The following is a 13137-nucleotide window of genomic DNA, read 5'->3' as shown; positions in this document are numbered from 1 at the left end:
AGCAAGGGCGCGTAGCTCAGTTGGTTCAGAGCACTTGGTTTACACCCAAGGGGTCAGGGGTTCGAATCCCTTCGCGCCCACAAAATCCTAAAACATTTGTTTTAGGATTTTTTTTTGCTCAAAATTTAAATAAATACTGATGGCAATTAGTATTTTTGGGAAAACCTCCCAACCAAATGAATTTTAATAGTATAAAAAGTACGTACAAAGAAATATTTAAATCTTATAATGTTCCATCTTTAGAAACGCATATTAAAAAAATCATTGAATCGGATGCCTTTTTGCCCTACAGCTCCACTTTTTTTTGCATCACTAATACCCAAGAGTTGTCTTTCGAGTATATTAGTAAAAACTATAAAGCCTGTTTGGGCTTAGATAGAAACACTCTAAAAGCAAAGGGGATGCGCTATTTTTGGAGCCGTATTCATCCAGACGATTTAGAGTCTTGGCTACAAGCACTTAACGACTTAATGAAGTTTACGTTAAGTGAGATTGACTTAACTGACCGTGGCAAAATGAGTTATACGTGGAATTACAGATTTAAAGATGTATCTGGTGAATACGTTAATATCATCCAAAATACAACGCCTTTAGAATTCGATTTAAATCAAAAGCCTATTATTGGTTTGGCACATTATACAGTGGTATCTGGTGAGCTTAAATTACCTATAACAGCTTCTGCCAAACTTCTTAATGAAAATAACGAATATAACACTGTTTACTATAATAATTTCTCACAAAAATTACTTGCTGATGGAGTTAGTAACCGAGAACGTGACGTAATCAGACTATTGGCACTCAATTTTTCCAGTAAGCAAATTGCCGAAAAACTTGGTATAAGCCCTAATACTGTTGATACGCATCGCAGAAATATTCTAAAAAAGCTGAATGTTTCATCAACGGGAGAGCTTATTGGAATGCTTAAAACAAGTAAAAAGTTTTTTTATTGATAAAAAATACTCAAATTGAGTATTGCTTTTAGGGTTTTATTCTTGCAACTTTGTTAGGCTATTAATTAATACTTAGGGAGTATAATTATAAAGTGCCTGTTAAAATCGAATTACTATTTTAAGGGCACTTTTTTTGTGCAATGATCAAACCTGTATTTTGGAGTTGTTACCTTGACAGGGTAGAAGTCACTGGTTCGAATCCAGTATGACCCACAAATTACAGTAATTCTAAAATCCGTTCTAAGGCCATACCACGTGAGCCTTTTATCAAGAGTGTGGTATTTTCAAGCTTAGATAAGCCGAAAGTTTCCTTAAAGACTTCAAAAGTATCGTATTTGTTAACTTTATTTTGGGTTGAAACTGTTTTGTAGAAATTCTGTCCAACAAGAGCAATTTCGTCAATATTTAAAGAACTTGCTAAATCCGCAATGTTTTGGTGTTCATGTTTGGCGTCTTTGCCCAATTCGAACATATCGCCCAAAATGGCTATTTTAAAACCATTCTGTTTTTCAAAATTACTCAGTGCAGCGGCCATGCTGGTTGGATTGGCGTTATAGGCGTCCAAAATAATTTTATTGGTTCCTTTTTGAATGATTTGCGACCTATTATTTGAAGGTGTATAGCTTTCAATGGCCTTTTTAATGTCAGTGTGGGAAACTTTAAAATAGTGTCCAATGGCAATGGCTGCGGCAATGTTGTTAAAATTGTATTCGCCAATAAGTTGACTTTTTATTTGTAAATTATTGTAATGGCATTTTACAAAGGGTTGGGCTTCTGTAAAGCTTATACCAACATTAGCGGATTGTTTGCTGTTTCCGAAGGAAAATATTAAAGCGTTTTGCGTTTTTTCAACTTGAATGGAATCATCTACATTAACAAAAATGGTTTTGTTGTTGGCAATGAGATAATCATACATTTCACTTTTGCCTTTTATAACACCTTCAACGCCACCAAAACCTTCTAAATGGGCTTTGCCGAAATTGGTAATGTAGCCGTAATCGGGTTGGGCAATGTTGCATAAAAACTCAATTTCCTTTAAGTGGTTGGCTCCCATTTCAACAATGCCAATTTCGGTGTTACCGTCCATAGACAGTAAAGTTAACGGAACGCCTATATGGTTGTTTAAGTTGCCAATAGTTGCCGAGGTTATAAACTTTTGTGATAGTACGGCGTTTATCAATTCTTTGGTGGTGGTTTTGCCATTGCTTCCCGTTAAAGCAATAATAGGAATTTTCAAAAAATTTCGATGAAATGTAGCGAGATCCTTTAATGTTTCAAGGACGTCGTTAACCAGTATTGTTTTTTCAGAAGAATGATATTTGGCTTCATCAACTATAGCGCATGCAGCTCCGAGCTCCAATGCCTTTTCAGCATAACTGTTCCCGTTAAAATTCTCGCCTTTTAGGGCAAAAAACATATCGTTCGGTTTTATTTTACGTGTATCGGTATTAGCGGCGTTACAGTTTAAAAACAGGCTGTGGAGTGCTTTTATTTCCAAAAGAGATGATTTTTTTTGTGGAATTAAATGTATAAAAAAAGTCCTGATACATCATCAGGACTTTTAAGGATATTTTTAAAAAACTAGGCTTAGTTTTTCTTTTTGTGTTTCATTTTACTTTTTGAGCCTACACGAGACATAGCACATCTAAACCCAATATAATCGGTAGCCATATCTTGTGGGAAGTAACGTCTTTGCGCTGGATCTAACCAATACTCTCTGTCTTTCCATGATCCACCTTTGTAAACCCTTACCTCGTCGTTGATTAAAGAGGTTCTAGTGTTGCTCTGGTCGTACTCTCTAATTATGTTTCCAAGAGAATCTCTTGTAATTCGGTGTTTTGGAGAGTTGTACATATTGCTAGTTGAAGAGGTTTCGCTGCCCTCATCTTCACCAAAACTTTGGTAATAGTTACGAGAAGAACGTCTGTCGCCATCTCTAAAGTTAATTTCATTACTTCTATTAAAATTAGTTCTTAAGTACGTTTCGTTTTCGTCAACAGGTACTTGCTTAATTTCACCCGGAAGGTTTCTTGCTATTACTTTTCCGTTAGAAAGGGTATCGTAAACAATTTCATCGGCAGTAACCACTTTAACGGTCCCATCTTCATTTAAGGCATTTTTGGTGTAAACATTACCACGGTAGTAGTTAAAATCGTTAAATTCATCATCTATAATAGGTCTGTAAACATCGGCTACCCATTCAGCTACGTTTCCGGCCATATCATACAATCCAAAATCGTTCGGTTCGTAAGATTTAACAGCATTGGTTATGTCGGCACCGTCATCAGACCAACCAGCAATTCCGCCGTAATCACCTTTTCCTTGTTTGAAGTTGGCTAATTGGTCACCACGGTATTTACGAGAGCCATTACGTGTATATTGGCCTTCCCATGGGTATTTTTTACGTCCACGATATAGATTATAGCTTCTAATTTCACTTAAGCCTAAAGCAGCGTATTCCCACTCTGTTTCGGTTGGTAGTCTGTATTTTGGAGGAATAACCCCAGTTTCACGAGAGGCATACACGCCAGACTCATTACCTTCTTCATCTACTCTAATGTTTCTGCTGCCACGTTCAGGTCTTAAAATTTCTTCATTGCCACCAAAAGCTTCTGTTGGTGCATTAATGTAAGTGTCTGTGCTAAACGTTTGGTCGGCATTTTCTTCAAGATGTGAGCCACGTTTTAGATAGCCTTCCATTTGCAGTGCGCGTTGTGCTACTTGGTCAGATCGCCAGTTAGCAAATTCAACAGCTTGAATCCAGCTAACGCCAACAACAGGGTATTCACTGTATGCTGGGTGGCGTAAATAGTTGTCTGTCATAACTTCATTATACCCCAAACGGTTTCTCCAAACTAAGGTGTCTGGCAAAGCGCCGGTGTAGATGGCTTTGTACATATCTTCAGAGGGTGGATATACACGTTTTAGGTAATCCAGATATTCAACATACATGATGTTGGTTACCTCGGTTTCATCCATGTAAAAAGATTGTACGTGCTGTTGGTTAGGACTGTTGTTCCAGTCGTGCATCACGTCGTCTTGTACACGGCCTTTAGTAAATGTACCGCCTTCTATGAACACTAGACCAGGTGAGGTTTCTTGTTCTTGAAAGTCAGTATTATATTGAAAGCCGCCTTCTCTCGAATTAATTTGCCATCCGGTTGCTCTTGAAGTGTTCTTGGAGCTCGAAGATTTTTTACAACCAGTTGCAGTGACTACTAGTGCTGTAACTAATAGAAACTTTAGTGCTACTACTTTTTTCATATCCATACTTTTTAAGTAAGCTAATAATGTTTTGGTGGTGCAATATAATAATTAAAGCCAATAACACAAGCTATTTTTTGCATTTTAACCAAAAAAATGTGTATTTCACCCTATTTTTTAAACCGTACATCGATGTTTTTGTCGTTTTTTGACGGTGTTTTGTGTTCTACTAACGCCTATTTTACCAATTTATTATTGTATTTTTGATCTTGTTTACGAAATTGTTATGTTTTTAATAATAACAAGGTGTTAATGACGTTATTTTAGCGATGAAAAAGAATATTTTAGTAATACTGTTGTTGGTTTCAACAACAATTTTAGCACAACAAAAAAATTATACGCTTACTTGGGAGGCTACAAAAACATTAGCCGTAGGTGATACGTCTGTTAAGGTTCCTGGTTTTGATAATGCGCATTTTATGTTTGATTTTGATCAGGGTTTGCAGTTTGTCGACCAATGGGAAACTCAGGGCACTGTTGACGAAAACTCGGTTTCAATAACAAATGTGTCCTATCAGCCAATATCGAAAGACGCCTTGGGCGATGTAAACCAAGAAACGGTACCTTCAGATTTAAAGTTCAGTTTAGGAAATTTAAAGTCACGCAATAAAATATATGCTCTTTTTCGACTTTCACCAATTGTGAAAGATGCTAATGGGCAGTTTAAAAAAATTGTTTCGCTTCAACTCAACTACAAAAGTGAATTAACACAATCCAGAAGCATTGCTCGTAGTAAGCGTGCGCAAGCCTCAAAAGTTATTACGAATTCTGTTTTAAGTTCTGGGGACTGGTATCGTTTTTATATTGATACCACGGGCGTTTTTAAATTGTCGAAGAGTTTTTTACAACGTTTGGGGGTTAATGTTAATAGTGTAGACCCAAGAACCATAAAATTATTTGGCCACGGGGGCCGAATGATTCCTTACTCCAATGCCGAGCCGTACCCGTTTGATGTTCCCGAAAACGCCATTAAGTTTGTGGGTGAGGAAGATGGGGTTTTTGATAACAACGATTATATTTTGTTTTATGGTGAAGGACCAAAAGGTTATAATAGCGATAGCAGGACACACATAAATTGTTACACCGATAAAACTTACTACTATATTAATGTAAGCTCTGGGAACGGTAAGCGTATTCAGCCTTTTACCCAGCCTTCTGGAGCTCCAAATCTCACGATTGGTACTTTTGAAGACTATCAATTTCATGAAGTAGATGAATATAACCTAGTTTCGTTAGGCAGGCGATGGTTTGGAAACCGCTTTGATGTGGATAACCAAAAAGAATTTGAGTTTGATTTCCCCGATCTTGTAACATCACAACCTATAAAATTAGCGGTTATTGCAGCAGCGGCAGGACAATCTGGAAGTGCGATGAACGTTCAGGTAAACGGAAACAATCAGGCGACATTATCGTTTCCGGGTGTGAGTAAGCCTTCATATGCCAGTGGATCAACATTTAGTGGCAATGTAAGCGTTAATTCATCAAAAGTCGTTGTAAGATTAGATTTCGATAATAGGGGCAACCCTAGTACTTTGGCGTATTTAGACTATATTTCGGTGGAAGGTTTTAGAAGTCTAAATTTCAACAATAAACAATTTCGGTTTAAAAACAGCATAACTGCAACCCAAACGGGTATTGCTCAATATAACATTACCAATACAGAACGACTTTCAGAAATATGGGATATTACCGATATCTATAATATTTCAAATTTCATAAACTCAGAAAACAGTTCAAGTTTAAGCTTTAAGGCAAACATGGGGAGTTTAAATACGTATTTGGCCGTGTCGCCTTCTGACTATTTTGAGCCTAAGTTTGATGCCAATACCACAGTAAGTAATCAAAATATAAAGGGCAGTATTTTTCAAAATGGCCAAGGTCAATTTCAAGATGTAGATTACATAATCGTGGCGCCAAACAATATGGTCAATCATGCTGAACGTTTGGCTCAGATTAATAGAAACCAATACAATTTAAATGTTAAGGTTTTAGGGCTTAACGAAATATATAATGAATTTAGTTCTGGCAACCCCGACATTGGGGCCATTAGGAACATGGTTAAGTATGTTTACGATAATGCCAGCTCGCCCGAAAACCGTATCAAGTATTTGTGCCTCTTTGGAGATGGTTCTTTTGATTATAAAGACAGGGTGCCCAACAACACCAATATAGTGCCCTCTTGGTATTCCTATAACAGTTTTAACTTAGCAAGTTCTTTTGTGTCTGATGATTTTTATGGTATGATGGATGATGACGAAGGCGATATGGGAACCTCCGATGGTCTAGATATTGCCGTTGGGAGGATTTTGGCAGATTCACAGCAGCGCGCCAAAGAATTAGTCGATAAAATAGAATCGTATTATGCCAAAGAATCTTTTGGGAGTTGGCGTAATAACTTTGTGGTGGTTTCTGATGATGTGGATCAAGATTGGGAAGGGCTACTTCAGGAAACCACAGATGAGGTAGGTAATTTGGTGACCAATGAAAAGCCCTTTATGAATGTGGTAAAAATACATTCTGATGCTTTTCAGCAGGAGTTTTCGGCCGGTGGTGAACGATATCCTGATGTAACGACCGAAATAGCCAATGCCGTAGATAACGGAGCCTTAGTGGTTAATTATTTTGGGCATGGAGGCGAGGACGGATTGGCCGAAGAACGTATTCTTCTTAAACCCGACGTAGAGAATTTCCGTAACTATAATAAACTCAACTGCTTTGTTACAGTTACTTGTGAGTTTTCAAGATTCGATAACCCTTACAGGCAAACAGCTGGAGAATTTACCTATTGGAATAAAAATGCAGGAGCCATAGGTTTAATTACCACAACCCGACAAATTTTCGTGAGTTTCGCGGTTAATTTCAATCGTATTTTGGGGCAGTATTTGTTTTCTTATAGTGACAACGATAACTTTGGCGATTATGAGTACCCGTCAATGGCAGAAGCTTTAAGACTGGCAAAAAGCGATGCGGGTGTTGCCAATTCCAGTCAAAAGCGCTTAATATTTTTTATAGGCGATCCAGCCATGAAATTGGCATTTTCTCAACCTAATATAAATCTAACTAAAATAAACGACGTTCCTATTGCACAAGCAACAGACACATTAAAAGCTTTAAGCTATGTTAAGCTATCGGGTGAAGTCACAGATCTTGCTGGAAATTTATTGACAGGTTACAATGGAAAGCTCTCAACAATCATCTATGATAAAGACATTGAAAGGCAAACCCTGGCGAATGATGGTGTTACTCTAAATGGAGAACTGGTTAAGCTTGACTTTAAAACGCTTGGCGAAATTATTTTCAGAGGGCAAGCCTCAGTGACAAACGGGCAGTTTGAGTTTGATTTTGTAGTGCCGAAAGATGTTGGGATACCTGTGGGTTATGGAAAGGTTAGTTTTTATGCTAAGAATGAAGAGTTGACTCAAGATCGTGCAGGGGCTAGTGTTAATACCGTAAAAATAGGAGGCCTTAATGAAAATGCGGCTGAAGACAACACAGGTCCTGTAATTGCCCTTTACATGAATGACGAAAGTTTTGTTTCGGGTGGTATTACAAACGAATCTCCTACTTTGTTGGCAAAAATTGAAGACCCTAATGGTATCAACACCGCTAGTGGTATTGGGCATGATATTGTGGCGATTATTGATGGAGACGAAACCAATCCAATTATTTTGAATGATTATTATCAAACAGAGGTAGACGATTATACTAAGGGTACGGTAAGTTTTCCAATGCGCGATTTAGATCCTGGGTTACATACCCTAACCCTCAAGGCTTGGGATGTTTATAATAATTCTTCTGTTTCTGAAATCCAATTTATCGTCTTCGATAAAGATCAGGATTTGGTCATCAATAATGTGCTCAATTACCCTAATCCGTTTGTTAATTACACAGAATTTTGGTTCAATCACAATAGTTCGGAGCCTTTAGACGTTTCTATACAAATATTCACCGTTTCAGGTAAATTAGTAAGAACCTTAAATGGACAAACTTCTGGTGGTGCCATAACGAATAGCTCACTGTCGAGAGATTTAGTTTGGGATGGCCGGGACGATTTTGGCGATAAAATAGGTAAGGGGGTTTACGTTTATAAATTAAGAGTACGCTCTAGCCTTTTAAATAAAACGGTCGAGAAAATAGAGAAACTTGTAATACTATAATAAAGATTTATATTTGCTAACTAAAAATTAATTCATGAAGAATCGAATATTGCTATTATTAGCATTAGCCATTGTTATAAAAATCAATGCCCAAGAAACCACTGTAATTATCCCTAACGATAACGATTCGAGGGTTATAACAACGGGTGTGCCTTTTGTGTTAATTGCTTCAGATGCGCGCGCAGCCTCAATGGGCGATATGGGGGTGGCCACCAGTGTAGATGCTTTTTCGCAACAGTGGAACTCCTCTAAATATGCGTTTTCAGAAACAAAATCTGGTGTCGGTGTAAGTTACACGCCATATTTGAGCAAATTGGTAAACGATATTTTTTTAGGAAATCTAACATACTTTAATCGCTTGGATGAACGTAGTGCCTTTGCAGCTAGTTTGAAATATTTTTCGTTGGGCGATATAGAATTTGTTGAGGATGAATTCTCTGAGGCTCTAATCCAACGGCCCAATGAATTAACAATTGACGCCTCGTATGCTTTGCGTTTGTCAGATCAATTTGCCATGTCCGTTGCTATGCGCTATTTGCGTTCAGATTTAAGATTGAATGGTATTGATGGTGATGCCTCGGCAGCCAATACTTTTGGTGTAGATATTTCAGGGTATTATCAAAGTGAAGAGCAAGCCTATTCAGATTATAATGGAAGGTGGCGTGGTGGTTTTGCCGTTCAAAACCTTGGCCCTAAATTTAAATATGATGAAGGTGGGGCAGAAAACTTTCAGCCAACAAATTTACGCTTAGGAGGCGGATTCGATTTTATATTTGATGACTACAATAAAGTATCGGTTACTGCTGAGGTGGCCAAACTTTTAGTGCCTACTCCTCCTAAATTAGGAACAGAGGTTGTTTTTGATGATTTAAACGGAAATGGAACTTATGAAGAAGGTGAAGACGATTTGATTAGTGAAACAGATAATGTTATTTACGAAGGTAAATCGCAAGACGTTAGTTTCCTGTCGGGAATATTCCAATCTTTTGGTGATGCGCCAGGCGGATTCAGTGAAGAATTAAAAGAGTTTACTTGGGCTTTAGGTGCCGAATATACCTATCAAGATTCCTTCGCTTTCCGTGGTGGTTATTTTAATGAAAGTGAAGAGAAAGGAGCAAGAAAATTTTTAGCCTTAGGCGCAGGCTTTAAGGCTAATGTGGTAAATATTGATTTATCGTATTTGTTCTCGGCGTCAAAAGTGCAAAGCCCGTTAGAAGGAACGTTACGTTTTTCTTTAACGTTTAATATCGGTGCTGGAGAGTATTACGAATACTAGAAATTGTATGTTATGCTGAACTTGTTTTCAGCATCTCATTCTACGTATATAGATTACAAAAAAAACTATTGCCACGGCAATAGTTTTTTTGTTTGTAATAGTTTGTTATTTTTACTGTGTACCTATTATGTATGAAAGAAATTAAATTAGAGTCGACATTGCAGCTTTTTGAAAGCCTTGAAACATTACCGCCTGAGGTGTTAGATTTAATGCAAAAGGCCATCGAAGCTAGAAAAAAGGCATATTCACCATATTCAAATTTTAGTGTAGGGGCAGCTATTCTTTTAGATAATCAAGAAATTGTAACTGGCAACAACCAAGAGAACGCATCATACCCATCGGGTTTATGTGCAGAGCGCACCGCTATTTATTATGCGGGTTCTCAGTTTCCTGACGCCAAGATTAAAACAATGGCCATTTGTGCAGGGTCTTTAAATCAGCCAACAGTAAGTCCAATTCCGCCTTGCGGTGCTTGTAGACAAGCTATAGCCGAGTATGAAATTAAACAGCAAAGAGCAATTGAAATATATTTTATGGGTGAAAAAGGACATGTAGCGAAATCTAGCTCGTTGAAAAACCTATTACCTTTTATGTTTGATAAATCGGTATTGTAAAGTCTATAAAGCTCTTTTATTGATTGATGTAATCGATTGAATTTTAAATAAAAACACTAAAGAATCAAAATAATTAATAAATGTTTAAAGATGAAAGAAAGAAGTAAATTATTTGTATTTTTTCTACTTTAGTTAAATTGGGTTTTTCCAATACAGTACAAAGTGTTACTTTTGTATTTCGCTTATTAATATTATATATAGTATTCCATGCAAAAAATTACAAAAGAGGTTTACCTCAAATGGTATGAAGACATGTTATTCTGGAGAAAGTTTGAAGACAAACTAGCTGCAGTGTATATTCAACAAAAAGTAAGAGGATTTCTTCACTTGTACAATGGTCAAGAAGCCGTGTTAGCAGGAGCTTTACACGCTATGGATTTGACTAAAGACAAAATGATAACCGCCTATCGTAACCACGTACAGCCTATTGGTATGGGTGTGGATCCAAAACGTGTTATGGCAGAATTGTATGGAAAAGGTACCGGTACCTCGCAAGGATTGGGAGGCTCAATGCACATCTTCTCTAAAGAACACCGTTTTTACGGAGGACATGGTATTGTAGGTGGCCAAATTCCATTGGGTGCAGGCATTGCATTTGGCGACAAGTATCACGGCAGTGATGCGGTGACTTTATGTTGTTTCGGTGATGGTGCAGCACGTCAAGGTTCGCTTCATGAAGCTTTTAACTTGGCTATGCTGTGGAATCTTCCTGTAGTATTTGTTTGTGAAAACAATGGCTATGCTATGGGTACCTCTGTTGAGCGTACAGCAAACCATACTGAAATCTGGAAATTAGGTTTAGGGTACGATATGCCTTGTGCTCCAGTTGATGGTATGAATCCAGTAAAAGTAGCCGAAGCTTTCGATGAAGCCATCCAAAGAGGACGTAATGGTGGGGGGCCAACATTTTTAGAGCTTAAAACTTACCGTTATAGAGGTCACTCCATGAGTGATGCTCAACATTATAGAACAAAAGATGAAGTAGAGGAATACAAGAAAATAGACCCGATTACTCAGGTTAAAGATGTAATTCTAGAAAAGAAATATGCTTCTGAAGACGATATTAAAGCCATCGACAAACGAGTGAAAGAACGCGTTTCAGAATGTGAAAAATTTGCTGAAGAATCGCCATTCCCAGAAAAGAACGTAATGTACGATGTGGTTTACGAGCAAGAAGATTATCCATTTATTCAACACAAAATATAAACTATGGCAATAGTAGTAAATATGCCGCGTTTAAGCGATACCATGGAAGAAGGTACCGTTGCGGCTTGGTTAAAAAAAGTAGGAGATAAGATTGAAGAAGGAGATATTTTAGCTGAAATTGAAACCGATAAAGCAACAATGGAGTTCGAGTCCTTCAATGAAGGAACCTTGCTTCACATTGGTGTACAAGAAGGGGAAACTACAAAAGTAGATGAACTATTGGCTATTATTGGTGAAGAAGGAGAAGATATATCAGATTTACTGAATGGAGGGGGTAGTGCTTCAGAGGATGGAGATAATGAAGAATCAGATGATTCTACTGAAGAAGATGCATCGTCCAGTGAGGAAGCAGCTAATGAAGCATCAGGTGGGTCTGCAGATTTGCCAGAGGGTGTAATTGTAGTTACCATGCCACGCTTAAGTGATACTATGGAAGAAGGTACGGTTGCTACATGGCTTAAAAAAGTTGGAGACAAAGTTGAGGAAGGTGATATTTTAGCAGAAATAGAAACCGATAAAGCAACTATGGAATTTGAATCATTCCAATCGGGTACTTTATTGGAAATTGGCTTACAAGAAGGCGAATCTGCAAAAGTAGATGAGCTATTAGCGATTATTGGCCCTGAAGGAACCGATGTTTCTGGTGTGGCTTCTAATTTTTCCGCGGCACCGGCCAAAAAGGAAGAGGCTCCTAAGGCTGAGCCTAAAAAAGAAGCGCCTAAAGCTTCTGCACCAGCACCTTCAAAACCAAAATCGAGTGCACCTGCGCCAACACCGGTAACCGAAAACGGCCGTGTTTTTGTGTCGCCGTTAGCTAAAAAATTGGCCGAAGAAAAAGGAATTAACCTAACTAAAGTTCAAGGTTCTGGTGAAAACGGACGTATAGTTAAGCGCGATATCGAAAATTATGAACCAGCTGCAGGCGCAGCTGCTGCAGGTAAGTTTTTGCCATTAGGACAGGAAGATTTTGACGATGTGCCAAACTCGCAAATGCGTAAGGCTATTGCAAAATCGTTAACCAAATCTAAATTCTCTGCGCCACATTATTACTTGGCCGTAGAGTTCGATATGGATAATGCAATCGCTTTTAGAACACAGTTTAACTCCATTCCAGATACAAAAATATCGTTTAACGATATCGTAGTTAAGGCTTGTGCGTTAGCGTTAAAAGAACATCCGCAAGTTAATTCGCAATGGTTTGACGATAAAATGAGATTGAATAACCACGTACATATTGGTGTAGCAGTCGCTGTTCCTGACGGTTTGGTAGTGCCTGTTGTGCGTTTTGCTAATGAGCAATCGCTTCCACAAATTGGAGCAGGTGTCAAAGAGCTTGCCATTAAAGCCAAGAACAAAAAACTTACTCCAGATGAGATGTCCGGCAGTACGTTTACAGTGTCAAACTTAGGTATGTTTGGTATTGATTACTTTACATCTATTATCAATCAACCTAATTCGGCGATTCTGTCTGTTGGTGCTATTGTGCAAAAACCAGTAGTTAAAAATGGCGAGATTGTAGTTGGTAATACCATGAAATTAACATTGGCTTGTGATCACCGTACGGTTGATGGCGCTACAGGAGCTCAATTCCTTCAAACTTTAAAAGGATACATTGAGAACCCAGTAACCATGTTAGTGTAAGTTATATTGAAAACGTGTCGGTCTGAATT

8 protein-coding genes and 1 tRNA gene are annotated in these 13137 nt (G+C 38.0%); 7 read left to right on the top strand and 2 right to left on the bottom strand.

Annotated features, from left to right (window positions below):
• Nucleotides 1-5 precede the first annotated feature (5 nt).
• A tRNA-Val gene (locus GSB9_01755) sits at nucleotides 6-80 on the top strand.
• 96 nt (nucleotides 81-176) lie between these two features.
• Nucleotides 177-950 (top strand): LuxR C-terminal-related transcriptional regulator, encoded by a 774-nt coding sequence (locus GSB9_01754; protein UKM65192.1) that lies wholly within the window; start codon nucleotides 177-179, stop codon nucleotides 948-950.
• A 217-nt stretch (nucleotides 951-1167) separates the two neighbouring features.
• Here GSB9_01754 and murF read toward each other — a convergent pair whose 3' ends face one another.
• Complete coding sequence (gene murF, locus GSB9_01753) at nucleotides 1168-2448, bottom strand: UDP-N-acetylmuramoyl-tripeptide--D-alanyl-D-alanine ligase (protein UKM65191.1); 1281 nt, start codon at nucleotides 2446-2448, stop codon at nucleotides 1168-1170.
• An 89-nt stretch (nucleotides 2449-2537) separates the two neighbouring features.
• A complete protein-coding gene (gene gldJ / locus GSB9_01752; protein ID UKM65190.2) occupies nucleotides 2538-4220 on the bottom strand; it encodes a gliding motility lipoprotein GldJ in 1683 nt (560 codons plus the stop codon).
• A 263-nt stretch (nucleotides 4221-4483) separates the two neighbouring features.
• Here gldJ and porU point away from each other — a divergent pair, with 263 nt between their 5' ends.
• The 5 genes from porU (at nucleotide 4484) to GSB9_01747 (ending at nucleotide 13108) form a co-directional block, all read left to right on the top strand.
• Nucleotides 4484-8371, top strand: a complete 3888-nt coding sequence (gene porU / locus GSB9_01751) for a type IX secretion system sortase PorU (protein UKM65189.1) — start codon at nucleotides 4484-4486, stop codon at nucleotides 8369-8371.
• Nucleotides 8372-8405: 34 nt separating this feature from the next.
• Nucleotides 8406-9647: a type IX secretion system outer membrane channel protein PorV gene (porV, locus tag GSB9_01750; protein ID UKM65188.1), complete on the top strand. Its 1242-nt coding sequence runs from the start codon at nucleotides 8406-8408 to the stop codon at nucleotides 9645-9647.
• 131 nt (nucleotides 9648-9778) lie between these two features.
• Nucleotides 9779-10261 carry a cytidine deaminase gene (gene cdd, locus GSB9_01749; protein ID UKM65187.1) on the top strand — a complete coding sequence of 161 codons (483 nt, stop codon included), beginning with the start codon at nucleotides 9779-9781 and terminating at the stop codon, nucleotides 10259-10261.
• A gap of 207 nt (nucleotides 10262-10468) precedes the next feature.
• Nucleotides 10469-11467: a pyruvate dehydrogenase (acetyl-transferring) E1 component subunit alpha gene (gene pdhA, locus GSB9_01748; protein ID UKM65186.1), complete on the top strand. Its 999-nt coding sequence runs from the start codon at nucleotides 10469-10471 to the stop codon at nucleotides 11465-11467.
• A 3-nt stretch (nucleotides 11468-11470) separates the two neighbouring features.
• On the top strand, nucleotides 11471-13108 hold the full coding sequence (locus GSB9_01747) for a pyruvate dehydrogenase complex dihydrolipoamide acetyltransferase (protein ID UKM65185.1): 1638 nt from the start codon (nucleotides 11471-11473) through the stop codon (nucleotides 13106-13108).
• Nucleotides 13109-13137 lie beyond the last annotated feature (29 nt).

It is taken from the genome of Flavobacteriaceae bacterium GSB9 (assembly GCA_022749295.1).
GTDB lineage: Bacteria > Bacteroidota > Bacteroidia > Flavobacteriales > Flavobacteriaceae > Flavisericum.
The sequence above is the reverse complement of the archived record's forward strand: the minus strand, read 5'-3'. Positions and strand labels throughout refer to the sequence as shown.